The organism is Janthinobacterium sp. PLB04, assembly GCF_021165895.1.
Classification (GTDB): domain Bacteria; phylum Pseudomonadota; class Gammaproteobacteria; order Burkholderiales; family Burkholderiaceae_D; genus Janthinobacterium; species Janthinobacterium lividum.
The window spans coordinates 1,657,139-1,681,139 of the sequence record NZ_CP088968.1; the positions used below are offsets into that span (position 1 = coordinate 1,657,139).

Here is a 24,001-nt window from a genome sequence, read left to right on the forward strand (position 1 = left end):
GCCGAAGGCAGTACGAATGTACGGCGAGGCAATGCAACGACGCCATGGGCTTTTTATCAGGTGCTTACGCGGTTGCGCCCGCCCGCCTTCGCGCGGTAAAGTGCCGCGTCGGCCGCGGCGATCAGCGCATGGTCGTCCTGTTCTGCGGCCAGGCTGGCTACGCCGAAGGAACCCGTGATGTGCGGCAGCGCGCTGCGCATGTCGGCGAAGATGACGGCTTGCTGCATGCGCTCGCACAGGCGCTCTGCGACCCGCAGGGCCACGTGTTCGTTGGTGTCGGGCAAGATCACCATCATTTCCTCGCCACCATAACGCACGGCAAAATCCGTGGGCCGCAGGGCCGCGCCCAGCACTTGCGCGGCGATGCGCAGTGCCTGGTCGCCCGCCTGGTGGCCGTGCGTGTCGTTGAAGCGCTTGAAATGGTCGAGGTCGATCATCACCAGCGACAGGGGAGAGCCGCTGGCGTGGGCCGTGACGATCATGTTCGGCAATAAATCCGTCAGCCAGGCGCGGTTGTACAAGCCCGTCAGGCTGTCGACCATCGACAGCTGGCGGTAGAATTCGCCCAGTTTCTGCCGGCGGCGCAGCAGGGCGTTGGCGGCGCGGATGCGGAAGGACAGCAGCCGCAGCAGGTTGCGCGCCAGGCCGTTCGACTGCTCGATCAATTCCCAGACGATGGCCGCGTCGATTACCAGCAAATCGGTTTCTTCCAGGGCGGAAATGGCGGCCAGGTTGCTCGCTTCATCGAGCACCGATTGTTCGCCCACGCTTTCGCCGGGCAAGACCTTGCTGACGGTGCCGTCATCCATGCCCGTGTGGGTGTCGGCGGCCACGGCCAGCGAGCCGCGCAGGACGATGTACAGGCTGGCGCCTTGCGTGTCGGCAATGGCTTCGCCCGCTTCGAGGCGCATGACGGGGCAGGGCGCCAGCATGGCAGCCGTCTGGCTATCCGCTCCATCGCGAAATAGCTGTAAATCGCCGATGTTGCAGCCTGAAGCGCCGAAGTTGCCGATCTGTTCCACAATCACACTTTCAAAAAGCCGGCGCGCGAGCAGGGTGCCGGTATCTTCATGATAGCGTAAAGCAGCCTTGGCTGTAACGGCAAAGGCTTGCTTGAGGTCACTTACTGTGAGAAATACGACAATTATTTCATTGCCGCGTTAATACGCTGGAACACTTGCTGTTTTAGTATGGATGTTGCCGCGCATGAGCTGCGAGGGCAGATGTGCAAAGGCAGCCTTGAACGGCTGCCTCAGTCTCTGGAAATCCTGCGTGTGGGGAGTTACTCGGCGGTTTCTTCCGCTTCGGCCGTATCGATCACGGCATTCTTGCCGGTGGCGTGGCGCTTGCTGTCTTGCAGGCGGCCCAGGGCACTATCGATGGCGCGTTTCAGTTTATCGGTGGCGCCGGCAACGGATTGATGCACGGTGGCGTTCTGTTCGGTCACGGCAATCGGTTGATAGCCAGCAACGCGTGCTTCCATGACGCAGCGGATATCGTCGGCGCCGCCTTTCGGGCCATTCGTGTCGCTGATGTGGACTTCGATGCGGGTCAGGTTGTCGCGGAAGCGGTTCAGTGCGCTTTCAAGTACGGATTGCACATGTTCGTTCAGTCCAGCGGTGTTGGCGATGGTGCTGTCGGTATGAATATTGATTTGCATATGCTTACTCCTGTCAATTCAAAAAAAACCCATCTCAGGCGTGATGCGGCCTGGTTGCTGCCTCATGCACATGACCTCGTGCATGGAACTTATCTTACTCCTCTTTCCAGTATTTCAAGAGGGTGCGCACGATTAAGATGGGCTTAACCCTTCAGCCAGGTCAAGTTTCCACTACGAAATTATTTGCCCTCAGCCATTGATGAGACCGGCCGCGATATTGATCGACAGCCCCAGCACGACCAGGTTGAAGAAAAAGCTCAGCACGGATTGTCCCAGCACGATCTGCCGCATCATGCGCGTCTGCACGGAAACGTCCGACGTTTGCACGGCCACGGCGATGGTGAAGGCGAAATACAGGAAATCCCAGTAATCGGGGTCTTGTTCGTCGTCGGGAAACTTCAGGGGGCGCAGTGCGGGGTCGGCCTGGTAATACAGGTGGGCGTAATGAAAGCAGAACAGGGTACCGACGAGGAACCAGGAACCGACCAGGGTGAGGATCGTCAGGCCGTAGTGCAGCGCGCGCTCGTCCGGCGCCATGTCTTTCATCGAGGACAGCTGCGAGACGATGGCCACCAGGCTCATCACGGATGCGACGGACAGGGCCGACAGGACGGTTGCCGCCCGCTCGTCCTGGCGCGCCGCCATGGCTTTGACCTTGTGATGGTTGGCGCGCATCATCATCCAGGCCATCGTCGCCAGGTAGAACCAGACGGCCACGTTCCACGCCGTCAGCAAACGCGTCATCTGTTGCCAGGATGCGGGCAGCAGCAGGCCGGCCGCCACGCCGATGGCCGTGGCCATGCTCAGGTGGGGGCGGCTGCGGATGAAGCTGTGGAACGGAAGCGTGATTTTCATGGTGCGGGTTCGTCAGTGGCGATAGCGCATCTTAGACCTTATGCGCTTGCCGTGCTGGCCGTCCTGGCGGCCGTTTCCTTCTCGTGGTGGGGGAAGCGGTCCATGCGCGACAGCACGGGGAACATCACGGCCCAGATACCCGTCACGGCCAGGGTGGCGGCGCCGCCGAAGAGCACGGCGCGTACCAGGCCGAACCAGCCGGCCGTCAGGCCCGATTCGAATTCGCCCAGTTCGTTCGAGGCGCCGATGAAGACGGCATTCACGGCGCTGACCCGGCCGCGGATCTCGTCCGGCGTCTCGAACTGCACCAGCAGGTGGCGGATGTAGACGCTGACCATGTCGCCGGCGCCCATCAGGAACAGCGCCGCCAGCGCCAGCGGAAAATAGCTGGTGCTGCCCAGCACCAGGGTGCCCAGGCCGAAGACGGCCACGCCGCCGAACATCCAGGCGCCCACGCGGCGCGTGATGGGGAAGATGGCCAGCGCGATCGAGCACAGGGCCGCGCCGGCCCCCGGCGCCGTGCGCAGCAAGCCCAGGCCGCTGGGGCCGATATGCAGCACGTCGTGCGCCAGCGCCGGCAGCAGCGCCGTGGCGCCGCCGAACAGCACGGCAAACAGGTCGAGCGAAATGGCGCCCAGTACGATGGGTTTCGACCAGACGAAGCGCAAGCCTTCGAGCAGGGTATGCCAGCTGACGGGTTCGCGCTTCACCACTTGCGGCGCGGGCGTGGTGGCGCGCATCAGCAGGACGGACACGACCAGCAGTGCGGACGAGATCAGATACACCACCTTGGGGCCGAAGTAATACAGCAAGCCGCCCAAGGTAGGCCCCAGGATGATGGCCACGTGGGAACTGGACGAGCTGAGCGCCACGGCGCGGCTGAAATGTTGCGTGGGCACCATGTTGACCAGCACGGCTTGCGTGGCCGGCATCATGAAGGCGCGCGCGCTGCCGAACAGCACCAGCACGGCAAACACGGGCCAGACGATGGACAGGCCGCTCAGGGTGAACGCCAGCAGGGCCAGCGCGCAAGCCAGTTGCGCCGCCAGGCACCAGGCGATGATATTGCGGCGGTTATAGCGGTCGGCCACGTGGCCGGCAGGCAAAATCAATACCAAAAAGGGGGCGAATTGCGCCAGGCCGATCAAGCCCAGGTCGAACAGGCTGCCCGTGATCTGGTACACCTGCCAGCCGATGGCCACGCTTTGCATCTGCACGGCCACCGTGCCCAGCACGCGGGCGGAAAGATAAAAGGCGAAGTTGCGGTGACGCAGGATACTGAAGCCGTTGCCGGCAGAGGCGAGAGACATGAATACTTTCCAGGACACGACGGGGTGAGGCGGGTGGCGGCAGCGGATGCCGCGCCAGCAGCACCCCGCTGTCTGGATGCTTACTTGGCCAGGTCGGCTTCCGTGGTGAAGGCGTCCGCGTAGAACTCGTCGGCTGGCAGCTGGCACAGTTGCACGAAATCGCGGTGGGCCGCATCGACCATCACGGGCGCGCCGCAGGCATACACTTGATACGCGGACATGTCGGGCAAGTCGGCGATGACGGCCTGGTGCACGAAGCCCGTGCGGCCTTGCCACGCGTCTTCCGGCAGCGCGTCTGAAACGACGGGCACATAGGTGAACTGCGGCAAGTCGGCGGCCCACTGGCGGCACAGCGCATCCATGTACAGATCGTGCGGACGGCGGCCGCCCCAGTACAGGGTGATCGGGCGCGTGGATTGCTCGTTGATCATGTGCTCGACGATGGCTTTCAAGGGAGCAAAGCCCGTGCCCGAGGCCAGCAGCACGACGGGCTTGTCGGAATCTTCGCGCAGGAAGAAAGTGCCCATCGGGCCTTCGAAGCGCAGGATGTCGCGCTCCTTCATGGTGCCAAACACCTGGTCGGTGAACAGGCCGCCCGGCAGGTGGCGGATGTGCAGGGTCATCGGGCCGCCATCGGCGGGCGCGCTGGCCATGCTGTAGCTGCGGCGTTTGTTGTCGCGTAACAGGATTTCGATATACTGTCCGGCGCGGTAGTTGAGGCGTTCGCTGGCTGGCAACTGCAGGGTCAGCACGACGACGTCGGGCGCGACTTTTTCGATGGTGGTCACGCGCGACGGCATTTTCTTGATCGGGTAGTCGCTGCTGCCCGCCACTTCGCGCGCTTCGATGACGAGGTCGGCGTTGGTGGTGGCGCAGCAGAACAGGGAAAAGCCGGCCGCTTCCTCTTCCGGCGTCAGGGCGCGCTGCTGGTGCGCCTTGTGCTGGACGGTGCCGGAAACCACTTTGCCCTTGCAGGAACCGCAGGCGCCATTTTTACAGCCATACGGCAGGCCGACGCCGGCGCGTATCGCCGCCGCCAGCACGGTTTCGTCCGCTTCGCAGCTGAACTGGTGGCCGCTGGGCTGAACAGTAACTTGAAAAGTCATACAATCCTTGAGATGAAAAATATGTTAATGCACTCTTTGCGCAAGCCGTCAGGCTTGCCGCGCCTGCTGATCCTGGGCTGCGGCGACGTCGGCATGCGGTTGCTGCCCTTGCTGCGTACGCGCTTTCGCGTCTTTGCCGTCACCAGCCAGCCGGCGCGCTGCGCGCAGCTGCGGGCGGCCGGCGCCGTGCCCATCGTGGCCAACCTCGACGAGCGCGCCAGCCTGAAACGGCTGGCGGGGCTGGCGACGATGATCGTGCACCTGGCGCCGCCCCGGTCGTCGGGCTTGCTGGACCGGCGCACGCGCAATCTGGCCGCCATTTTACCCGAGCACGCACGCATGGTGTATGTGAGTACCAGCGGCGTGTATGGCGATTGCGGCGGCGCCTGGGTCGATGAGACGCGGCCGACGGCGCCGGCGAATGCGCGCGCGAAGCGGCGCGTGGATGCCGAGCAGGTCTTGCGCGGCTGGGGCGTGCGCCGCCGCGCCAGCGTGGCCATCCTGCGCGTGCCCGGCATCTATGCGGATGACCGCCTGCCGCTGAAGCGCCTGCGCGAGGGCACGCCAGCCCTGGCCGCGGATGACGATGTATACACCAACCATATCCATGCCGATGACCTGGCGCGCATCATCGAACGGGCCTTGTGGCGGGGCAAGCCGGGGCGCGTGTACCACGCCAGCGATGACAGCGAACTCAAAATGGCGGAGTATTTCGATGCCGTGGCCGACACGTTCGGCTTGCCGCGCCCGCCGCGTCTGCCGCGCGCAGAACTGCAGCAGGTGGTCACGCCGATGCTGCTGTCATTCATGTCCGAATCGCGCCGCCTGCACAATACGCGCATCAAGCGCGAGCTGGGCGTGCGCCTGCGCTACGCGCGCGTGGCCGATGCCTTGCGGCCGCTGTCTGCCGACGGGGCCGGCATCGGGTAAAATGGCCGGTTATCTGCGCACTTTTCCTGGGCCGGCGCGCAGCGCGCCGTTCCGGCGGTGCGCCATTCACTTAAGGAATACCGCATGAGCACCCTCACTTACGAAGAATACCTGGACGAGGTCACCACTGTCCTGACGGAACTGTATGACCTCGACGACGACGCCGCCATCAAGCTGGTCGTGGCGGCGCAGGACGCCGAATTTTTTGTCCCGCACGATGCCCATGAAGAAATGCGTACCGCCGAACAAGCCAAGAAGGATGCGGTCACCTTGTTCGAGCGCAAGCAGAATCGCCAGCAAACGCAGGAAAAACAGCAGCAGCGCGTGCGCCAGCAAAAGAAATAAGAACGGATCACCGGGCCTCTGGCCGCCAGGCCGTGGGGCAACATGGGCTTCGGCGCAATGCCGGGGCCGGCCATTTGATGCAGCGCAAACGTGCCATGGCACGCTGGCGATATGGTGAGCAATGTCGTCACGCGTCCGGGCTCTTGTGGCGGGCTCGGCATCTACAATGAGCGTGGCGTTGTTTCCCGTCAGCAGGAGCGAGCCATGCGAGCTACGAGTCACCCCAGCAAGGAACAGGTGCGCGCCTATATGCGCCGGCGCGAACGCGCGCTGCAGCCGCCGCCGCCGCCCGATGAAATCCGCCGGCAACTGGCCTGGTGCCGCGTGGATGCCATTCCGGGCACTTGCCCGCTTGCCACCCCGGCCGGCGTGGCTGCGCAAGGCTGGCATTTATCAGCGGAAATGGCCCGCCTGAGCACCCTCATGGCCATAGCCTGGCTCATGCATAGCGGTGTTGCTCATCGTAAAAATTGATGACGTGCAGCAAATTTTTCCAATTTGAGTTATCCTCTAGCACATTCCAAGTGCGTCAATTCTCTTCAATTATCACAATTTTGCTTTAAGTTACGCAAAAATCAACAATAGCGTGTATTATATTGTTTGCGGCGTAAAAGCCGCATAAGTGATGGCGCTTTTTAGTGTGTTTACCCTGAATTATTGCAGAAGAGACATTCGGTTTCTTTTTGCCTTAATACAACAAGTACGGATTTTCGATCATGTCTCTCAAACAAATTACCTCTTTGCCTACCTACAACCCGAATCGCGTCCTCGATGCGATCATCGACAAGCTGCAACTGAAGAACGATGCCGCCCTGTCGCGAGCACTGGAAGTGGCGCCACCGGTCATCAGCAAGATTCGTCACAACACCTTGCCGATCGGCGCCACGATCCTCATCCGCATGCATGAAATCAGCGATTTCAGCATCCGTGAACTGCGCGAGTTGATGGCTGCCTAAGAGCGCCTGACAGACGGCAAACTGAGAGGTGCCGTCTGCGTTAGTCAAGCTTGCCGCGTGCGGCAGCCATACCTGCCTTCCCGTTTTCTATTGCGTGTCCGGGCTCAGCGTCGGACGATCCGTATAGAAGCGCCCTGTTTCCAGACCAGTCGGGGATGACTCGACCAGCGCTGCGGCCACTTTGCCGGGCGCGCTGGAAAATGCGGTCTGGGCAGCACCGGTGGCGCGGCCCGAATACGCGGTCGCTTGCACCGCAGCACTGGAAAACGCCGTCTGCACGGCCCGGCCAGAATACGCCGTTGCCTGTACCGCGGCACTGGAAAACGCCGTTTGTACGGCGCGCCCCGAATACGCCGTCGCCTGCACGGCCGCGCTGGAAAATGCCGTCGCCTGTACTGCCGCACTGGAAAATGCCGCCTGCACGGCGCGTCCCGAATACGCCGTCTCCGCGCGGAGATAATCTTCCCCGAATGTCTGCTCGTACAACTGCTTCATGCGTTCGCCCACGCGGTGGTGCGCCGCTTCGTCGTCTTCGCCGCGCAAGCCGATGTATGGGAAGTGATGCAGGAAGTAGCCGAACACCTGTTCGCAATCCGCCGCATATTTGAGGGTATCGAGGATGTGGTAGTGCCAGAAGGTATCGACGTCCATCAGCGGCGCCGTTTCTTCCTGCGGAAACTGTTTCATCAGGATCAGGAAGCGGCGGTATTCGAATTCCACCGCATTGGCCTTCTCGAGGCTCCATCCTTCGCCTGACTCCCGGTGCATCAGCTTGACCTTGATCGCGTCCAAATTCAAATCGGCAATTGCCTTGAAACTGTCGTTCGTATCCATGAATGTCCTTTGGTAAAGAGCGTTGTGGGAACTGCGGTAAAACAAGGGAAAGCGGTGGCTGTGTACTCCTGGCAAGTAGTCGGGGGAATGCCTGGCCGATGGCGGGCAGGCGCTAAGTTGTTCTACATCAATATTGCATCTAATTACAAAATACGCAAGCTGAGCTTGTTTCATGCGGAACGCGCGCCGCTCAGCTGCTGGCCCGGCTTTCTTCCTGGTAGGGAAACGCGGTGGCGTCCGCGCCCAGCGGTACGCTGACATGCACGCTCATGCCGGCGCCGGGGCTGCTTTCAATGTAGAAAGTGCCGCCCAGCAACTTTATACGTTCTTCGATGCCCACCAGGCCAAACGAGCCCAGCTTGTTGCGCCCGTCGATGGCCGCGCCCACGCCGTTGTCGCTGATGCTCATCGACACCGTATCGCGGCACTTTTCCAATTTGACTTGGACGCGGCTGGCATTCGCATGCTGGGAAATATTGCTGAGCGACTCTTGCAGGATGCGGAACAGGGCCGTCGCGCATTGGTCGCTGAGGCAAATGTCGTCATGGCTTTCGCTCACTTCGCAGGCGATGCCCGTGCGCTGGCGAAATTGCGCCACTTGCCATTCGACGGCCGCATTCACGCCCAGGTCCAGCACGGTAGGGCGCAAGTCGTTGATGATCTGCCGCACGCTCTTGATGGTGGCGTCGATCTGCTCCAGGGTTGAGCGGGCGCGGGCGTTCAGGCGCGGGTGGCGGCGCTGCGTGCGCGAGGCCAGCATGTCGGCGTCGATGCGCAGCACCAGCAGGTTCTGCCCCAGGTCGTCGTGGATTTCGCGCGCGATGCGCTTGCGCTCTTCTTCCTTGATCTGGTCGGCGTGAGCCGCCAGGCGGCGCAGTTTCTGGTGCGACAGCTGCAGGCGGATCTGGCTGGCGCGCAATTCCTCCGTCATGCCTGTCGCCATCTGGATGGCGCGCCGGCGCGACGACGCCAGGGTGTGGAACAGCACATACAGCAGCATGGTGCTGGCAAAGCCGATCAGCAGAGCCAGCCACGGCAGGAAGGCGTCGAAGCGCGAATACAGGTCGCTCTTGCGCACGCTGAACAGCGCTTGCCAGGCGCGGCCATTGTGCTCGATCAGCAGCGTGCTGCTCAGGTAGCGGCCCGAACTGCCGAGCTGCCACCATGGCGCATGCATGCCCGCCGCCGTGCTGTCGAAGATGGGGCGCATGTCGTGCGGCAACTGCAGCGGCACCTCCCGCTGTTGCAGCGCCTGCGGGCCGATATCGAACAGGGTCAGGCGGACGTTGCGTACCGGCATGTCGGCCAGCGCGCTGCGCATCATCGTCACCAGGTCGTAGCCGATGCCGACGGAACCCTGGTAAGCCGCGCGCCGCTGTTCCACCGTATCGACCGGCATGCCGAAGCGGTACACGGGCAGGCGCATGGCCATGCCCGTCAGCTGGGGACGGCCGTCCATCGGCACGGGCACGCCGGAATTGCTGATGCGGCCGGAATCGCGCGACTCCGCCAGCGCTTCCGCGATCTGGGGGCGCGAGGCGATGTCATGGCCATACTTTTCTGGGGCGCTGGCGATCGGCTCGATGTATACGAGCACGGAATACTGGGCGCGCGGGCCGGGCGGGTGGATGGCAAACGCCGGATAGCCGTCGCGCCCGGGCGGATAGTCGCGCCTTATGGCCGCTTCGTAGGCGGCGCGCTGCGTCTCGTCGAGTTCCTGGCTGTAATTGAGGTTCATCACGCCCGGGTAGTTCTGTTGCAGGGCGATGTTAGCCACGTAGCGGTGGAATTGCTCGCGGCTCACGTGTTCGTTGGCCTGGAACAGGCTGGCCGTGCCGCGCAGCAGGTTGGCATACGACTTGGTGCGCGATTCGATGTTTTTCTGGGTGTTGTGCGCCAGATTGTTGAATTCTTCGCTGGCATCGCTTTCGATCGACAGCGAAGCGGCCATGTAGAACAGCAGGCCCACCATCGTCGACACGACAAAGCCGAACAGCCACAGCGGTCTTTTTTCAGCAGCTAAGGGGTGTTCGCCGGCAGTAGAAGGCATTGCCATCCGCATCAGGAAGAGGAATCGGGTGCCGCCTGGTGGCGGAGGCTAGGCTAGGTTGTACAAGCACTATTAAAATTGCAAATTGCTCAATAGCTGCCTAATATACAAAATTATCGTTATTATAGTCAACAGGCAATATTTCCCGTTGAAACGAAAAAAAACCGCCGCAGCGGTTTTTTTGTGGGTCGTCCCGGCGCCTTACTTGGCGGGCTGCCAGCTGTCTTTCAGGGTGACGATGCGGTTGAAGACGGGCTTGCCAGGCTGGCTGTCGACCCGGTCGGCCGCAAAGTAGCCGTGGCGCTCGAACTGGAAGCGCTGTTCCGGCTGGGCCAGTTCCGCGCCCGGTTCCAGCCACGCTTGCACCACTTCCTTGGCCAGCGGATTCAAGGCCAGCTTGAAGTCCTTGCCGCCCGCGTCCGGCTGCGGGTCCGTAAACAGGCGGTCGTACAGGCGCACTTCGGCGGGAATGGCCGTCGGCGCGCTGACCCAGTGCATATTGCCCTTGACCTTGTAGTTGGCGCTGCCTTCCGTGCCCGACTTGCTGTCCGGGAAATAGGTGCAATGCACGGCGATGACCTTGCCGTCCGCATCCTTGTCAAAGCCCGTGCACTCGATCACGTAGCCGTAGCGCAAGCGTACCTTGCTGCCCGGCTTGTCGTCGATCGGCGGATACAGGCGGAAATAGCCCTTGTTCGGCACTTCCATGAAGTCGTCTTCCTCGATCCACAGCTCGCGCGAGATGGGGAAGGTGCGCAAGCCACGTTCCGGGAAGTGCGGGTGCACGGGCGCCGTGCATTCCACGCTTTCGTTTTCAGGGAAATTGTCGATGATCAGTTTCAACGGACGCAGCACGGCCACCGTACGCGGTGCTTTCGGATCCAGGTCTTCGCGCAGGCAGCCTTCCAGCACGCTGTAGTCGATCCAGCCGTCGGATTTCGTCACGCCCGTGCGTTCGCACATCAGCTGGACCGCTTCCGGCGTGTAGCCGCGGCGGCGCATGCCCACCAGGGTCGGCATGCGCGGATCGTCCCAGCCGTCGACGATTTTTTCTTCCACCAGTTGGCGCAGCTTGCGCTTGCTGGTGACGATATAGGTCAGGTTCAGGCGCGAGAATTCGAACTGGTGCGGCACCGGCTTGGCGAAGAAGCCGCCGGCCGACAGGGTTTCCAGCAGCCAGTCGTAGAATGGGCGGTGGTCCTGGAATTCCAACGTGCAGATCGAATGCGTGATGTTTTCCAGCGCGTCCGAGATCGGGTGCGTGTAGTCGTACATCGGATAGATGCACCAGGCGTCGCCCGTGCGGTGATGATGCGCGTGGCGGATGCGGTAGATGGCCGGGTCGCGCAAGTTCATGTTCGGCGAACTCATGGCATCTTCGCTCATCTTCGCGCGCAGGATGTGCTCGCCATCCTTGAATTCGCCCGCCTTCATGGCGCGGAACAGGGCCAGCGATTCGTCGCGCGGACGGTCGCGGAACGGCGAATTCTTGCCGGCCTGGCCGAAATTGCCCCGGTTGGTGGCCATGTCTTCGGCGCTCTGGCTGTCCACATAGGCAAAGCCCGCCGTGATCAGGTATTCGGCCATCGCGTACAACTGGTCGAAATAGTCGCTCGCGTAGTGCAGGTGGCTCTGGCCATCGGCATGCTTCGGCTCCCAGTCAAAGCCCAGCCATTTCACGCTGTCCATGATGGTGTCGACGTATTCCTGCTCTTCCTTCGCCGGATTGGTGTCGTCGAAGCGCAGGTTGCACTGACCGGCGTAATCGCGCGCCAGGCCGAAGTTGACGCAGATCGACTTGGCGTGGCCCACGTGCAGGTAGCCGTTCGGCTCCGGGGGGAAACGCGTGATCACCTGGGGCAGGCCGGGACGCACGTGGGCGCCGGCAGCCAGGTCGGCTTCGATGATGTTACGCAAGAAATTGGGCGCCAGCGCTGGCGCGGCGGTATTCGGTTTATCGTTGCTCATTGATCAATGCGGAAGAGTGACAGTAAAAAGCATTTTACCGTACCGCAAGCGCTTTATAAGCACGTATTTGCCCCCATATCCCAGCATGCAAGCGACGCGGGCGCCGTTCTATAGGATAATTCGCCTTTAATTAGTAGAAAAACGTGACCCCGGAGCCTTTTATGGAAAATTTATATAACGTCCTCGGTGTCGCGCCCAATGCCAGCGACGATGAAATCAAGAAGGTTTACCGTTCGCTGGCCATGCGCTTCCACCCCGACCGCAACCAGGCCCCCGGCGCCGAGGCGCGCTTCAAGAGCGTCACCAAGGCGTATGAAATCCTGGCCGACCCGGCCAAGCGCGCCGAGTACGACCAGAGCGTGAATCACCGCATCATCATCGACCCGGAAGCGGAAGCCTATGCCCTGTGGTGCGGCGTGTTCCGCCTGCATGGCACCGTCCTACCGGCAGATTAAGCCTGCTGGCGGCTGTCCGGCCAGCCTGAATGATTTGAAAAACAACAAACAATGGTGCTTTTGCTTTTAAGTAAAAGTGCCGCGCACCACATTGGAAAGCACAGCATGAGAAGAGTACACCCTGAATTCGCGTACCAGTCGCGCGAGCTGGAAGGCCAGATCGAAGGCATCCTCGGCGACCCGCCGAACCGCAAGAACTACAAAAGCATGGTCGACGCCCTGGTCGGTGAATACGCGAGCGGCGGCGGCATCGAAGACGTGAATATGCTGGCCTTCGCGCTGGTCGACCACATCACCTTCAGCGACCCGAAAGGCTTGCTGGCCGAAAGCGAAGACTACGAATTCGGCGATACGGCCCGCGTGTTTTCCATGGCCGCGTGCGCCGCGCCGGAAGCGGCAAAGATGTACGCCGCCATCGAAGAGAGCTTCCCCGACCTGGCGCGCCAGGCCATCATCACGGCCTTTTTGCACAAGAATCCGCGCCTGTGGGACGACGATGACCAGTCGCTCGACCAGCTGGCCGCCAATGACGACGGCGACGACGAGCACGACGAAGACGAAGCCACCGACGATTTCGCCCAGATGTTTGACCAGGATGGAGATGACCATGGCAGATAATAATGAACAAAAAAGCAATCTTCCCGCGCTGACGAAACAGGTCACGGAATTGGTGCTGTCCGGTTCGCTGGGCCACGCCGAGCAGGCGTTTGCCGATGCGGCCGACCAGTATGGCGACCTGGCCGTGGTGGAAGTATTGAATGCCATCCCGCCACAGGTGACGGCCCTGCATTTGGCCGGTTTCGACGGCGGCAAGATGTCGCTGGCGACCTTGCTGGTGCCGCCGAAAGCGTGGGCCGACAGCCTGGCCTTCATCGCCGCCACCTGGAGCGACGACCAGATCGAGGACGATCCTGAACGCATCGCCGAAGCCCTGTTCGCGCACATCCACGGTGTGGTGTTTTCCACCGACGACGCCGAGCGCCGCCGCGAGCTGCTGCTGGAAGCATCGGCCACCGACTGGGGCGCCACGGCGTTTGCGATCCTGTTCTCGATGGCGCCGAAGGAAATCCTCGAAGTGGCGGGCGAGATCGTCATCAAGGGACCGTACGTGACGGGCGTGACCTCGTCCGACAACGACGTCGTGCCGCTGGCCATCGAGCTGGCGCAAGCGAATGAAGACGGCTGGGACCGCTCGTTGTTCGAACTGTTCCCCGACTTCCGCCACAGCGCCGACCTGGCCGACGCGGAATACTCGGACGACCCGGACGAAGAGCCGACCATGTTGCAGCGTAGCACCAAGGAATTGCTGTACCGCCTGCGCAAGCAAGTGCCGAGCACGCGCAGCGCGCCACGCTCCAGCACGCGCCGCAGCCTGGGCACCGGCATTTTCTCGTAATGAAAGCAGGGAACGTCTAATGCTGCCAGCAATTGTTGTAGAGAATCTTCCGCGCCTGGTGCGCGCCATCAAACTGTTGCCGCGCGACCCGCGCGAGGACGCGGCGCTGAACCTGGCCGACGAATTGACGGGCATCACGGCCATGGTGGCCGAGAAGTTCACGAATGAACGCACGGCCGATGGCATCCAGAAAGCGCTGTACCTGACGGTGGGCGGCGTGTCGCTGGGCCTGGAGCAGGCCGTCACGCATGAAGGCGACCAGGCCGCGCTCGATTTCCTCGTCGAGCACGGCGCCGAGCACGCGTTCCAGGTGGGCTTTCGCCTGATCAAGGACCTGTCGCAGTTGCCGGAAGACGCCCTCGTCGGCGAATACGACCAGGACCCCGTCTACCTGCAGCGCCGTTTGCGCGAGCTGTTCATCGATATTTGCCAGGCCGACCCGAACCAGAACTGGGCCGGCTATGAAAAGTATGCGCTGCAGTTGCAACAGCGCAAGGAAGTGCAAGCCGTCGTGCGCCTGGCCGGCTGGCTGCGCCGCCACCATGACAACGGCCCCGTCAGCGACAGCGACTTGAATGCCGAGGGCGTCATCGCCCTGGCCATCATCTTCGCCATCGAAGGCGGCGGGCGCATCATCGCGCGCACGGGTCAAAAGGAGTTTGAACGCTTTGTGCGTTCCGTGCGCAAGAACAAGCCCGACTTCGAGGAAGGCTGGGCCGCCCTGGTTGCCAAGGTGCCTGTGCAGCACCATCCCGTGTTGCTCGACCGCATAGACTCGTACCGCCGCAGCTGCACCGTCGTGCATAAAATCCTCACGCGCGCCAGCATGAAGAGCCTGTTCGAGGACCTGGAAAACTACGCGGGTTCCGAGCTGGACGCGGATTACTCCTGACGCATGTCAACGTGGGCCGGCACTTGCCGGCCTATTCTTTTTCTTCCAGCGCCGCTTCCTCGGCCAGTTTCACGAACGCAGCCACCAGCGGCGATGTCTCTTCCTCCCTTTGTGCAAGCAATAAGCTGGTCGTCGCCTGCGGGTCGGCGATCGGGCGGTAGCACACGCCATCCATGCGGATGCGGTCGAACGAGGCGGGCAGCACGGAAATGCCGCAGCCGGCCGCCACCAGGCCGATGATGGTGGACGCCTCGCCCGCTTCCTGCGCGACCTGGGGCACGAAGCCTGCCGCCTTGCACAGGCGGAAGATCTGCGGATAAATCCCCGTGCCCGCATCCTTGGGGTACATGACAAAGCCTTCGCCCGCCATGTCGGCAATGGCAATCGCCTTCTTGGCCGCCAGCGCGTGGGCGACGGGCAGCACGAGGAACAACGGGTCTTGCCGCAATTGCGTCAGCTTGATATCGGAGGGGTACGTCGTTTCCGGCGGGCGCACGAAGCCCAGGTCCATGGTCCTGCCCGAGATCGCTTCGAGCTGATGCAGGGTCGCCATTTCGTGCAAGGTCAAGGTGACGTGCGGAAAGAGCTGGCGGTAGCGGTTGATGACAGTGGCGAAATACGGCGTAAACGGCGTGGAAAACGTAAAACCGATGCGCAATTCGCCCGCTTCGCCCCGCTGCGCCCGGCGCGCCGTCACGGCCGCCTGTTCCGACAGGGCCAGGATGCGCCGCGCATCGTCGAGAAACAGCGTGCCCGCCTGCGTCAGCCGCACGGAGCGCTTGTTGCGCTCGAACAACTGCGCGCCCAATTCCGCCTCCAGCGCCTGGATTTGCTGGCTCAGCGGCGGCTGGCCGATGTGCAGGCGCTCGGCCGCGCGCGTGAAGTGGAGTTCCTCGGCGACGGCGACAAAGTAACGCAGATGGCGCAGTTCCATATTTGTCCAGTAATCGTTTTAAAGTATGAGTTGGGCCTTGAATATATATTGGACGATATGAGTTGGCAATCCTAAGATGAAGACTCGCTTCCTCTTCGAAACACGGCCATGTCTGATTCATCGCTTGCTTTTGCCTCCGCCGCCACCCCGGCGCTTGCTCCTGTCGCTCCTCCCGCTCCCCGTTCGGCCATCGCCAAAGGTACGGCGGAATTCAAGCGCAGCAACCGCGCCCTGTTCTTTGGCGGCTTTTCCACCTTCAGCCTGCTGTATTGCATCCAGCCCCTGTTTCCGCTGCTGTCGCACCAGTTTCATCTGACGCCGGCGCAAAGCAGCTGGTCCCTGTCCGTGTCGAGCGGCTTGCTGGCCATCTCGCTGGTGCTGCTGAGCGCCGTCTCAGACCGGGTCGGCCGCAAGCCCTTGATGGTGGCGTCGATGTTTTCCGCCGCGATCCTCACCATCTTGTCCGCCTTCGCGCAGGATTATGCGCAGCTGCTGGCGATTCGCGCCGCGCTGGGCATTGCCCTGGGCGGCATGCCGGCCGTGGCCATGGCTTACCTGGGCGAGGAAATCGAAGGGCCATCGCTGGGCCTGTCGATGGGCTTGTATATTGCCGGCAGCGCGTTTGGCGGCATGTCGGGGCGTCTGGTGGCGTCCATGCTCAGCGATTTCCTGTCGTGGCGCTGGGCCCTGGGCGTGCTGGGCGTGGCTGGCGTGCTGGCGGCGGCGGAATTCTGGCGCAGCCTGCCCGCATCGAAGAACTTCGTGCCCAGCACCAAGGGCTGGAACGCCTTGCCGCATGCCATCAAGCAGCATTTTTCGGATAAGGGCTTGCCATGGCTGTTCTGCCTGGCGTTCGTGCTGATGGGCTGTTTCGTCAGCTTGTACAATTACATCGGCTACCGCCTGCTGGCCGCGCCATTTGGCTTGCGCCAGAGCACGGTCGGCTTGCTGGCCTTCTTGTATCTGATCGGCATCTTCAGTTCCGTCTGGGCAGGCCGTCTGGTGGACCGCCTGGGGCGCCGGGGCGTGCTGTGGATCATGCTGTCGGTGATGCTGTCCGGCATTTTATTGACCCTGTTCGATTCCCTGCCGCTGATCGTCATCGGCATGGCGCTGGCCACCTTCGGCTTCTTCGCCTCGCATTCGATCGCCAGCAGCTGGGTCAGCCGCCGTGCCCGCGCACCGCAGGCCCTGGCCTCGGCCTTTTATTTGCTGTTCTATTACCTGGGATCGAGCCTGATCGGTTCCGCCTCGGGTATGATGTGGGGCTTCGACGGCTGGACGGGCGTGGTCATCATGCTGGGCCTGTGCCTGGGCGGCGGCGTGCTGATCGCCTTGCGCCTGCGCCATCTGCAGCCGCTGGGGGCGCGCGAAGCGGTGGGCTGAGGCAATTATTTGGGACACATGCCGATCATCGTTTCCCCCTGCTTGCCCGCGCGCGTGGTCACGCACAAGGTACCCAGCGCGCTGGTGATTTTATAAGTGCGGCTGCCTTTGGCCTCATTCGCGCCGATCTCTTCGATTCTTGACGCTTCATACCATTTCGGCGGCACGGCTGCGTAGGCCTCGGCAAAGCCTTGCTGCATGCGCTTGAAGGCTGTGTCGTCCAGTTTTTGCTCTCCCCGCTGCGGGAATTCCTTGCGCAACTCCCTGTCGATCTTGCCCACGTCGCGCTTGGCTTGCGCCAGGATATCGGCCGCGCTGGGTGGCGCGACGAGTGTGATCGCTTCCGGCGTTGCTGGCGCCGGCGCCGGCGCCTGCTCGGCGGCGGGAACGGGCAAGGGGCGGCTGACGGGCGCCGGCATGGGCAGGCGCGGCAGGCGCGCGGCGGCTGGTTTTACGTCGGGCAATGGTACGGGGACCGGCTTGGGCGGCGCGGGGAGCGTGTAGCGCAGCCAGGCGATGGCCGGGCCCGGCGGCAGGTGTTCGTCCGTGATAGCGCGGGGCCGCGATTGCAAGACACTATATGCCAGGCCCACGTGCAGCAGGATAATCAGCAGCAGGCCGGGAGCGCGGCGGGGCAAGGTAGTCAGCGAGGTCATGGAGGGCATGGTGGTTCAGGTACGCCAATGTATCTGAATGATTTGATAATTATCTAAAATGTCACAAGCGCTTACAAAAAAGTGCCACATGGAAATTTCGATGCCATGGCGGCTGGCGGGGAACCCTGCGCCAGTCTGGTGATCCAACCCGGACATCACGCGAACAGGAGATCATCATGATGCAAGTAAAGGAAGTGGCACGGCGCTTTGGCGCCATTGAACACGCGATCGGCCAGGCAGCCCAGCTGTGCGGCAAGCAGCAGGGCATGCCGATGGACTTGAAGGATTGCATCAACCAGCTGGACCAGCAAAAGAACGCCGTGCGGCAAGCCATCGACACGCAAGACGATGCGCGCATCCGGCAAGCCGTCGACCAGATGGAATCACTGGGCGACCGCGCCAAGCGGGCGTGCGGCACGGCGACCAGCGTGACGCCGGAAATGAAGAGTGCCGTGCTCAAGGTGCATGATGAATTGTCGGACCTGAAACATCAGCTGCACTAGGTCTTACCTCTTGACCGCTTCACATCTGGCGGAACAGATGGGCATATAGAGGGCTGACGCGTAACTGCGCCGGGTGCTGGCGCAGGGTCAGCGACAGCTTGCCCGCCTCGTCGCGCACGGCCGTGGCGATGGCGCTGGCGTTGACGATGGTACCCCGGTGAATTTGCCAGAATTGTTGCGGGTCCAGCTGGGGCAAGAGTTCCTTCAGGCTCGTGCGTATCAGCGCTTCGCTGTCCTGGCACACGACGTTAATGTATTTGTCCAGCGCTTCGAAATACACGACGTCGGCCAGGGCGATCATGCGCACGCTGTTGCCGACGGCCGCGCGTATCATTTGCAGGCGCGGCGCGGGCGGCAGCATGGCTTGCAGCTGGCTCAGCAGGCGGGCCATGTTGTCGTCGCTGGCGGATCCGGCTGCCGGCGCCATCGTGGCGGCCGTCGCTGTCGCGTTCGCCGGCGCTGCCGCAGCATTGCCACCGCCGATGTCGCGCAAGCGCTGCTGCAGGCGTTCCACCGTCTTGCCCAGGCGCGCATCGTTGACGGGTTTTAAGACGTAATCGGCGGCTGCGTGCTCGAAGGCGGCCAGCGCGTATTCGTCGTAGGCGGTCACAAACACGATGTGAGGAAAAGGGACGCCGTCCGGCCATAGCTCTGCCAGCTCCTCGGCCGCTTCCAGGCCCGTCTTGCCTGGCATCTTGATGTCGAGAAATAGTATGTCGGGCTGCAGCGCCAGGCCTTGCCGCAAGGCTTCCACGCCGTTGGGGCAGGTGGCGACAATGTCGAGTTCCGGCCACAGCCGCTGCAAGGCGTGCGCGAGGGCGGCGGCGAGTATCGGTTCGTCTTCGGCGATCAGGGCGCGTGGCGCGCGTGCGGTGTGTTGGCTCATGCGAGGGGACTCGTGATGGTGGGTGGAAGGGGAAATGTCAGGCGTGCGGTCGCGCCTGCCGGATGGTTGGCGGCCAGCGACAGGCTGGCGGCATCGCCGTGCATACCGCGCAGGCGTTCGCGGATATTTTCCACGCCCAGGTGCGTGCCCTTGGTCTGGCCCGGATGGTCGAGGCCCAGGCCATCGTCGCTGACGGTAAGAATCAGCACGCCAGCGTCCGTGGAGGCTTGCACATGGATATGGCCGCCTTCGATCTTAGGTTCCAGGCCATGCTGGATGGCGTTTTCCACCAGCGGCTGCAGCAGCATGGGCGGTACCTTGATCTGGCGCAAAGCCTCGGGCAAGTCCAGCGCAAAGCTCAGGCGCGCGCCCATGCGGATGGACATCAGGCCCAGGTAGGCTTGCATCAGGGAAAACTCCTGTTCGAGAGTGGTCGATTCGGCGCGCGAGGAAGAGAGGGTGGCGCGCAAATACTGGATCAGCTGGTCGAGCAGTAACTGGGCGCGGTCTGGATCAAAGCTGATCAGGCCCTGCAGGTTGGCCAGGGTGTTGAACAGCATGTGCGGTTCGATCTGCGCTTGCAGCAATTGCAGCTGCGCCTGCATGGCCTGGCGCGCCACGGATTCGGCGCGGGCCTTTTCCTGGGCTGCCGCCATTTGAAGGCGGGTAATCTTTTCGCGGCTGGAGAAAAACAGCACGGCGCCGCCCGTGGCCAGCAAGGTGAACACGAGGGTGCTGACCATCTGCGTGGGAAGCAGGTTTTCGAAGCCGCCCACGTCCACGCCCGTCAGCCAGCTGAACAGCGTCAGGCCCAGCACTTGCGCCACAGGCACGGAAATCAGGATGATGAGCATGAAGGGCAGGAATTTGGGCCGCTGGTCAGCGCCCCATAACGTCAGGCGCATGCCGTCGATCAGCAGGAAGGCGATCGTGCCGATGCACATCGAGGCGACCAGGTTTTGTCCAAAATGGCTGCCCGGGTTGAGGATGAAGGTAATGACCAGCGCGCAGATCACGTTCAGCGCCAGTGCGTAGCGCGCATCGTGCAGCATGCGGTAGTACGGAGACTTGGCCTTGGCTGCTGGCGCAGCGGCGGATGGAGCGTCGGTTTTCATGTTGTTGTCTGCTGGTAGCGATGGGGCATTGTGTGCCAGCAGAGGCCCACGCGCAACCGGGCTGCGACGAAACGGGGCTGGCGCATCGCCATTCGCCGCGGAGGGTCGCCAAACGGGGCCGCTTTACTTTTCAGGACAGGCACGCAATAGTATGGCAAGACAGTTTGTATCCATGGAATTGCTATAAAGGAAGCATCATGTGGCCCTATCCACGCACCCTGGCGCACCGCGGCGGCGGCACCTTGGCGCCTGAGAATACCTTGGCCGCCCTGCGCTGCGGCCTGGCCTACGGCTACCATGCCGTGGAATTCGACGTCATGCTGGCGTCCGACGGCGTGCCCGTCGTCGTGCACGACCCCGAGCTGGGGCGCACCGTGGCCGGCAGCGGGCATATCAGCGATTACACGGCCGCGCAGCTGGGAGCGATGGAAGCGGGCGCCTGGTTCGGCGCCGCATTCGCCGGTGACGGCGTGCCCACGTTCGAGGCCGTGGTGGCGTATTGCAAGGCGCAGCGCATCTGGATGAATATCGAAATCAAACCGGCGCCCGGCTTCGACGTGGCCACGGGCGAAACGGTGGCGCGCGCCACGCGCGGTTACTTTGCGCAGGAAATCGCGGCAGGGGAATTGCTGCCGCTGCTGTCATCGTTCAGCATCGAAGCCTTGCAGGCGGCGCGCGAGGCGGCGCCGGAACTGGCGCGCGGCTGGCTGGTCGAACAGATACCGGATGGCTGGGAACGACAGGCGCGCGAACTGGGCGTGGTGGCGCTCCATTGCGATCACCAGCAGCTGACGCCGGAGCTGGCGCGAGAGGTAAAGGAGGCGGGATACGGGTTGTTCTGCTACACCGTCAACACGCCCGAGCGGGCCAGCGAGCTGCTGGCCTGGGGCGTGGACGGTTTTTGCACGGACAGGATCGATCTGATCAAGGCGTAGGTCGGATTAGCGTAGCGTAATCCGACTTCATGGTGCCGTGGCAACGTCGGCTTACGCGCCACGCGCTAAGCCGACCTACGCTTCCATCCTTAGAACGTCACGCGCATGCCGACGGTGACATTGCGCCCCATCAATGGCGCCGCATTCTTGATGAACGAGGTGTGGCTGTACGCCAGTTCATTCGTCAGGTTGTTTGCCTTGATGTAGAACTGGGCCGGTGTCGTGCCGATGCGCGTGTCGTAGTTGGCGGAGAGGTTCAGCATGTTGTAGCCCGGGGTTGCCGTTTCGAACGCTGCCACTTTATCCTGCTTGCCCACGCGGTAGAACTCGGCCACGCCGCTCCATGCCTGCCAGTTGGCATCGAACTTCACGCCGACGCGCTGGGCCGGGATGCGCGGCAAGTTGCCACCGTCGTTGGCCAGCTTGGCCCGCACGTAGTCGCCGAACACGCTGGCGCCGAACATGGGGTTCAATTGCTGGCGGATCTGGCCTTCGACGCCCGTGAACGTGGCGTCGCGCTGGGCGTACTGGATCAGCTGGAAGCCTTCGTGGTTGTCCAGGGTGGAACCGAAGATGTAGTTGTCGACCTTGTTGCGGTAGGCGCTGGCCGAGAAGGTCGTGGCGCCCGCATATTTGCGCAAGGTCAAGTCGATATTGTTCGACGTTTCCTTGCCCAGGTTTTCATTGCCCAGCTCATACGTGGCCGTGGCCATGTGCACGCCGTGCGCATACAGTTCCTCGGCGCTGGGCAGGCGGTGCGTGCGGGAAATGGTCGAGCCGAGCGAGTACTGGGGCGCGAATTTCCACACGGCGCCCAGCGAGATGGACGTGCCCTTGGCGCTGCGGTCTTGCAAGGTGGCGCTGTCGACCGTGATGTCCTGCCATTCGTGGCGCAAGCCCGCTTCGAAGCGCCATTGGTCGAGCTTGTATTCTTCCACCAGGAAGGCCGCGTGTTTCTTCGTTACCGTCGGCGCCACGTACGCTTCTTCACCGAGGGCGGAGAAATCGCGCTTCGACGTTTGCAGGCCGACCACGCCGCGCCAGCCGAAGACGGGATGGTGTTCCATTTCCAGGCGCGCATCGTGGCCCTTGTTCTTGAAGGTGGTAGCGATTTCCGTGCCTTCGATTTCATCGTGCTTGTAATCGGTGAACGCGGCGCGCAGGCGCAGCTTGGCGAAGCCGGGCACGGGGTCGCGCAATTCGCCGCGCACATCCCAGCGTTCGCTCTTCAGCTTCACGTACGGCACGCTTTCATGCCCGTGATCGTGGTCGTGTTCCTCTTCATCGCCATGGTCGTGGCCTTCGTGGCCGCCGCAATGCAGGTGCGTGCCGTGCGGGTGGCAGCTTTCGAATTCGTGGTTGTGGCCAGGCAAGCCGTATTCCGCGTGCTGGCTGGTGAAGGCCAGGCCCAGGAAGCCGCGTGATCCCACCCACGACACGCCCACGCTGCCCGTGTCCGTCTTGTTGTAGCTGCCGGCCACTTTCGAGCCTCCTTCCCAGCCGCTGCCGACCTTGTATTCCTTCGCGTCGCGCTTGACACCTTCCGCGTGGAAGGCGATGTTGCCGGAGCCGCCAGTCACTTCAAAGGCGCCCGCCTTTTCGCGCGCGGCCGAGTTGGCGCGCACTTCCGCGCTGCCTTCAAAGCCTTTTGCCGGCACGCGCGTGGGGATTTTCTTGTCGATCACATTGACGACGCCGCCGACGGCGCCGCCGCCGTAGGCCAGCGCGGACGGGCCGCGCAAGACTTCGATCTGTTCCGACAGCATCGGTTCGGCCGCGACGGCATGATCCGGGCTGATGGTCGACGCGTCCTGCACTTCGGCGCCATCGGAGAGCACCTTGACGCGCGGGCCATCCATACCGCGGATGATGGGACGGCTGGCGCCGGCGCCGAAATGGCTGGACGTGATGCCGGGCTGGCCGGCCAGGGTTTCACCCAGGGTCGCTTCGCGGGCGCGCACCAGTGCCTCGCCTTCAAGCACGGTCACGGGCGTGCTCATGTCGTCGCTGCCCAAGGCCAGCGCACTGGCCGAGACGGTGACGGCAGGCAAGGTGGCGGCCTGCTGCGCCAGGGCGCTGGCGGGAGCGGCAAAGGCCAGCATGATGGCCAGCGCGAGGGGAGTGGGTTGGTGAGGACGGACGGACATGGGCAAGGTTCCTTATCGGCTATCAGTGTTGGCAGGGTTGGGGCAGCGCGTGAAAAGGAAATAGCCTGCCCTAAGATGATAATGATAACCCATTATCATTACTGTGTGACAGTTTTTCCGGACGGTAGATATAGTCGGATGGTGTATTCTGTCGGCTATGGAACGCACAACACGTCAAAAAACCGCTATTCAAGCCGCCATCGAGTCGGCCCAGCGCCCCCTGTCGGCGCAGGAAATCCTCGAACAGGCCAGCTTGCAAGTGACGCAGCTGGGCATCGCTACCGTCTACCGCAATTTGAAGTCCCTGGTACTGGAAGAAAAAGTGCACGTGGTGACCTTGCCGGGTGAAAACCCGCGCTACGAGTCGAACACGGTCGCCAATCACCACCACCACCATTTCCAGTGCACCACATGCCAGCGTGTGTTCGACGTGCATGATTGCCCGGGCGACTTGAAGCGCATGGCGCCGCAAGGCTTTGTTGTCGAGCGCCACGAGCTGACCCTGTACGGCCGCTGCGCCGACTGCAATGCCGCCGCCGGCGCCACAGGCTCTGCGGCCAAGGGCGCCGCTGCCGGGGCCAAGGCCGCGCCTGCACCGCACGCCTGCGCCAGCCACCACGACCCGGCCTGAGCGGGCAGGTCGTCGATGTTGGCACGGGCGCAACAATGCCCTGGCCAGCCG

The 24,001-nt window shown here is 62.7% G+C and carries 25 protein-coding genes; 12 read left to right on the top strand and 13 right to left on the bottom strand.

Annotated elements, in window-relative coordinates:
• Positions 1 to 56 precede the first annotated feature (56 nt).
• The 5 genes from LSO07_RS07095 to LSO07_RS07115 form a co-directional block, all read right to left on the bottom strand.
• Complete coding sequence (locus LSO07_RS07095) at positions 57 to 1,022, bottom strand: GGDEF domain-containing protein (RefSeq protein ID WP_034782235.1); 966 nt, start codon at positions 1,020 to 1,022, stop codon at positions 57 to 59.
• 260 nt (positions 1,023 to 1,282) lie between these two features.
• Complete coding sequence (locus LSO07_RS07100; RefSeq protein WP_034781728.1) at positions 1,283 to 1,660, bottom strand: HPF/RaiA family ribosome-associated protein; 378 nt, start codon at positions 1,658 to 1,660, stop codon at positions 1,283 to 1,285.
• A 189-nt stretch (positions 1,661 to 1,849) separates the two neighbouring features.
• The gene (locus LSO07_RS07105; RefSeq protein WP_034781730.1) at positions 1,850 to 2,515 is read right to left on the bottom strand and encodes a DUF1345 domain-containing protein; all 666 of its coding nucleotides are present in this window, start codon (positions 2,513 to 2,515) and stop codon (positions 1,850 to 1,852) included.
• A gap of 38 nt (positions 2,516 to 2,553) precedes the next feature.
• Entirely contained in the window at positions 2,554 to 3,825 is a 1,272-nt protein-coding gene (locus LSO07_RS07110; protein ID WP_151093038.1) for an MFS transporter, read from the bottom strand.
• Positions 3,826 to 3,905: 80 nt separating this feature from the next.
• On the bottom strand, positions 3,906 to 4,931 hold the full coding sequence (locus tag LSO07_RS07115) for a CDP-6-deoxy-delta-3,4-glucoseen reductase (RefSeq protein WP_151093040.1): 1,026 nt from the start codon (positions 4,929 to 4,931) through the stop codon (positions 3,906 to 3,908).
• Between the two features lie 12 nt (positions 4,932 to 4,943).
• Here LSO07_RS07115 and LSO07_RS07120 point away from each other — a divergent pair, with 12 nt between their 5' ends.
• From LSO07_RS07120 to LSO07_RS07135, 4 genes are all read left to right on the top strand, one after another.
• Positions 4,944 to 5,861, top strand: a complete 918-nt coding sequence (locus LSO07_RS07120) for an SDR family oxidoreductase (RefSeq protein WP_151093042.1) — start codon at positions 4,944 to 4,946, stop codon at positions 5,859 to 5,861.
• Between the two features lie 84 nt (positions 5,862 to 5,945).
• Positions 5,946 to 6,206, top strand: coding sequence for a hypothetical protein (locus tag LSO07_RS07125; protein WP_070257479.1), 261 nt, complete (start codon positions 5,946 to 5,948; stop codon positions 6,204 to 6,206).
• Between the two features lie 204 nt (positions 6,207 to 6,410).
• Positions 6,411 to 6,680, top strand: a complete 270-nt coding sequence (locus LSO07_RS07130; RefSeq protein WP_139179352.1) for a hypothetical protein — start codon at positions 6,411 to 6,413, stop codon at positions 6,678 to 6,680.
• A 242-nt stretch (positions 6,681 to 6,922) separates the two neighbouring features.
• A complete protein-coding gene (locus LSO07_RS07135; RefSeq protein WP_029496207.1) occupies positions 6,923 to 7,162 on the top strand; it encodes a hypothetical protein in 240 nt (79 codons plus the stop codon).
• Between the two features lie 87 nt (positions 7,163 to 7,249).
• Here the strand turns inward: LSO07_RS07135 and LSO07_RS07140 are convergent, their stop codons facing one another.
• The 3 genes from LSO07_RS07140 to LSO07_RS07150 form a co-directional block, all read right to left on the bottom strand.
• Positions 7,250 to 7,996: a glycine-rich domain-containing protein gene (locus LSO07_RS07140; protein ID WP_034781741.1), complete on the bottom strand. Its 747-nt coding sequence runs from the start codon at positions 7,994 to 7,996 to the stop codon at positions 7,250 to 7,252.
• A 190-nt stretch (positions 7,997 to 8,186) separates the two neighbouring features.
• The gene (locus LSO07_RS07145) at positions 8,187 to 10,046 is read right to left on the bottom strand and encodes a CHASE domain-containing protein (protein WP_225317204.1); all 1,860 of its coding nucleotides are present in this window, start codon (positions 10,044 to 10,046) and stop codon (positions 8,187 to 8,189) included.
• Between the two features lie 201 nt (positions 10,047 to 10,247).
• Positions 10,248 to 12,014: a glutamine--tRNA ligase/YqeY domain fusion protein gene (locus LSO07_RS07150; protein ID WP_151093044.1), complete on the bottom strand. Its 1,767-nt coding sequence runs from the start codon at positions 12,012 to 12,014 to the stop codon at positions 10,248 to 10,250.
• Positions 12,015 to 12,175: 161 nt separating this feature from the next.
• On the opposite strand from LSO07_RS07150, the gene LSO07_RS07155 reads away from it, so the two are divergent.
• From LSO07_RS07155 to LSO07_RS07170, 4 genes are all read left to right on the top strand, one after another.
• Positions 12,176 to 12,469 carry a DnaJ domain-containing protein gene (locus LSO07_RS07155; RefSeq protein ID WP_010395442.1) on the top strand — a complete coding sequence of 98 codons (294 nt, stop codon included), beginning with the start codon at positions 12,176 to 12,178 and terminating at the stop codon, positions 12,467 to 12,469.
• Between the two features lie 105 nt (positions 12,470 to 12,574).
• Positions 12,575 to 13,087 (top strand): hypothetical protein, encoded by a 513-nt coding sequence (locus LSO07_RS07160; protein WP_034781751.1) that lies wholly within the window; start codon positions 12,575 to 12,577, stop codon positions 13,085 to 13,087.
• Positions 13,077 to 13,865, top strand: a complete 789-nt coding sequence (locus LSO07_RS07165) for a hypothetical protein (protein ID WP_070257483.1) — start codon at positions 13,077 to 13,079, stop codon at positions 13,863 to 13,865. The genes LSO07_RS07160 and LSO07_RS07165 overlap by 11 nt, the downstream gene beginning before the upstream one ends.
• A gap of 19 nt (positions 13,866 to 13,884) precedes the next feature.
• Positions 13,885 to 14,757, top strand: coding sequence for a hypothetical protein (locus tag LSO07_RS07170; RefSeq protein ID WP_034781756.1), 873 nt, complete (start codon positions 13,885 to 13,887; stop codon positions 14,755 to 14,757).
• A 31-nt stretch (positions 14,758 to 14,788) separates the two neighbouring features.
• On the opposite strand, the gene LSO07_RS07175 is transcribed toward LSO07_RS07170, so the two are convergent.
• Entirely contained in the window at positions 14,789 to 15,691 is a 903-nt protein-coding gene (locus tag LSO07_RS07175; RefSeq protein ID WP_151093046.1) for a LysR substrate-binding domain-containing protein, read from the bottom strand.
• A gap of 108 nt (positions 15,692 to 15,799) precedes the next feature.
• Here LSO07_RS07175 and LSO07_RS07180 point away from each other — a divergent pair, with 108 nt between their 5' ends.
• Positions 15,800 to 17,077 (top strand): MFS transporter, encoded by a 1,278-nt coding sequence (locus tag LSO07_RS07180; RefSeq protein WP_191909596.1) that lies wholly within the window; start codon positions 15,800 to 15,802, stop codon positions 17,075 to 17,077.
• A 5-nt stretch (positions 17,078 to 17,082) separates the two neighbouring features.
• On the opposite strand, the gene LSO07_RS07185 is transcribed toward LSO07_RS07180, so the two are convergent.
• Positions 17,083 to 17,742 (bottom strand): hypothetical protein, encoded by a 660-nt coding sequence (locus LSO07_RS07185; RefSeq protein ID WP_151093048.1) that lies wholly within the window; start codon positions 17,740 to 17,742, stop codon positions 17,083 to 17,085.
• Between the two features lie 167 nt (positions 17,743 to 17,909).
• On the opposite strand from LSO07_RS07185, the gene LSO07_RS07190 reads away from it, so the two are divergent.
• A complete protein-coding gene (locus LSO07_RS07190) occupies positions 17,910 to 18,236 on the top strand; it encodes a hypothetical protein (protein ID WP_034781762.1) in 327 nt (108 codons plus the stop codon).
• A gap of 19 nt (positions 18,237 to 18,255) precedes the next feature.
• Here LSO07_RS07190 and LSO07_RS07195 read toward each other — a convergent pair whose 3' ends face one another.
• Together LSO07_RS07195 and LSO07_RS07200 are read right to left on the bottom strand one after the other, a co-directional pair.
• A complete protein-coding gene (locus LSO07_RS07195; protein WP_151093050.1) occupies positions 18,256 to 19,122 on the bottom strand; it encodes a LytR/AlgR family response regulator transcription factor in 867 nt (288 codons plus the stop codon).
• Positions 19,119 to 20,237: a sensor histidine kinase gene (locus LSO07_RS07200; RefSeq protein ID WP_151093052.1), complete on the bottom strand. Its 1,119-nt coding sequence runs from the start codon at positions 20,235 to 20,237 to the stop codon at positions 19,119 to 19,121. The genes LSO07_RS07195 and LSO07_RS07200 overlap by 4 nt, the downstream gene beginning before the upstream one ends.
• Before the next feature lie 197 nt (positions 20,238 to 20,434).
• Here LSO07_RS07200 and ugpQ point away from each other — a divergent pair, with 197 nt between their 5' ends.
• Positions 20,435 to 21,172 (top strand): glycerophosphodiester phosphodiesterase, encoded by a 738-nt coding sequence (gene ugpQ, locus LSO07_RS07205; RefSeq protein WP_151093054.1) that lies wholly within the window; start codon positions 20,435 to 20,437, stop codon positions 21,170 to 21,172.
• Between the two features lie 89 nt (positions 21,173 to 21,261).
• Here the strand turns inward: ugpQ and LSO07_RS07210 are convergent, their stop codons facing one another.
• Positions 21,262 to 23,319 (bottom strand): TonB-dependent receptor domain-containing protein, encoded by a 2,058-nt coding sequence (locus tag LSO07_RS07210; RefSeq protein WP_191909597.1) that lies wholly within the window; start codon positions 23,317 to 23,319, stop codon positions 21,262 to 21,264.
• Positions 23,320 to 23,476: 157 nt separating this feature from the next.
• Between LSO07_RS07210 and LSO07_RS07215 the strand changes: the two genes are divergently transcribed.
• Positions 23,477 to 23,950 carry a Fur family transcriptional regulator gene (locus LSO07_RS07215; protein ID WP_034781775.1) on the top strand — a complete coding sequence of 158 codons (474 nt, stop codon included), beginning with the start codon at positions 23,477 to 23,479 and terminating at the stop codon, positions 23,948 to 23,950.
• The last annotated feature ends 51 nt before the right edge of the window (positions 23,951 to 24,001 follow it).

Coding starts and splice junctions, on each gene's coding strand:
- LSO07_RS07100 (WP_034781728.1), bottom strand. CDS start 1,660: ATGCAAATCAATATTCATACCGACAGCACCATCGCCAACACCGCTGGA.
- LSO07_RS07105 (WP_034781730.1), bottom strand. CDS start 2,515: ATGAAAATCACGCTTCCGTTCCACAGCTTCATCCGCAGCCGCCCCCAC.
- LSO07_RS07110 (WP_151093038.1), bottom strand. CDS start 3,825: ATGTCTCTCGCCTCTGCCGGCAACGGCTTCAGTATCCTGCGTCACCGC.
- LSO07_RS07115 (WP_151093040.1), bottom strand. CDS start 4,931: ATGACTTTTCAAGTTACTGTTCAGCCCAGCGGCCACCAGTTCAGCTGC.
- LSO07_RS07120 (WP_151093042.1), top strand. CDS start 4,944: ATGAAAAATATGTTAATGCACTCTTTGCGCAAGCCGTCAGGCTTGCCG.
- LSO07_RS07125 (WP_070257479.1), top strand. CDS start 5,946: ATGAGCACCCTCACTTACGAAGAATACCTGGACGAGGTCACCACTGTC.
- LSO07_RS07130 (WP_139179352.1), top strand. CDS start 6,411: ATGCGAGCTACGAGTCACCCCAGCAAGGAACAGGTGCGCGCCTATATG.
- LSO07_RS07135 (WP_029496207.1), top strand. CDS start 6,923: ATGTCTCTCAAACAAATTACCTCTTTGCCTACCTACAACCCGAATCGC.
- LSO07_RS07140 (WP_034781741.1), bottom strand. CDS start 7,996: ATGGATACGAACGACAGTTTCAAGGCAATTGCCGATTTGAATTTGGAC.
- LSO07_RS07145 (WP_225317204.1), bottom strand. CDS start 10,046: ATGCCTTCTACTGCCGGCGAACACCCCTTAGCTGCTGAAAAAAGACCG.
- LSO07_RS07150 (WP_151093044.1), bottom strand. CDS start 12,014: ATGAGCAACGATAAACCGAATACCGCCGCGCCAGCGCTGGCGCCCAAT.
- LSO07_RS07155 (WP_010395442.1), top strand. CDS start 12,176: ATGGAAAATTTATATAACGTCCTCGGTGTCGCGCCCAATGCCAGCGAC.
- LSO07_RS07160 (WP_034781751.1), top strand. CDS start 12,575: ATGAGAAGAGTACACCCTGAATTCGCGTACCAGTCGCGCGAGCTGGAA.
- LSO07_RS07165 (WP_070257483.1), top strand. CDS start 13,077: ATGGCAGATAATAATGAACAAAAAAGCAATCTTCCCGCGCTGACGAAA.
- LSO07_RS07170 (WP_034781756.1), top strand. CDS start 13,885: ATGCTGCCAGCAATTGTTGTAGAGAATCTTCCGCGCCTGGTGCGCGCC.
- LSO07_RS07175 (WP_151093046.1), bottom strand. CDS start 15,691: ATGGAACTGCGCCATCTGCGTTACTTTGTCGCCGTCGCCGAGGAACTC.
- LSO07_RS07180 (WP_191909596.1), top strand. CDS start 15,800: ATGTCTGATTCATCGCTTGCTTTTGCCTCCGCCGCCACCCCGGCGCTT.
- LSO07_RS07185 (WP_151093048.1), bottom strand. CDS start 17,742: ATGCCCTCCATGACCTCGCTGACTACCTTGCCCCGCCGCGCTCCCGGC.
- LSO07_RS07190 (WP_034781762.1), top strand. CDS start 17,910: ATGATGCAAGTAAAGGAAGTGGCACGGCGCTTTGGCGCCATTGAACAC.
- LSO07_RS07195 (WP_151093050.1), bottom strand. CDS start 19,122: ATGAGCCAACACACCGCACGCGCGCCACGCGCCCTGATCGCCGAAGAC.
- LSO07_RS07200 (WP_151093052.1), bottom strand. CDS start 20,237: ATGAAAACCGACGCTCCATCCGCCGCTGCGCCAGCAGCCAAGGCCAAG.
- ugpQ (WP_151093054.1), top strand. CDS start 20,435: ATGTGGCCCTATCCACGCACCCTGGCGCACCGCGGCGGCGGCACCTTG.
- LSO07_RS07210 (WP_191909597.1), bottom strand. CDS start 23,319: ATGTCCGTCCGTCCTCACCAACCCACTCCCCTCGCGCTGGCCATCATG.
- LSO07_RS07215 (WP_034781775.1), top strand. CDS start 23,477: ATGGAACGCACAACACGTCAAAAAACCGCTATTCAAGCCGCCATCGAG.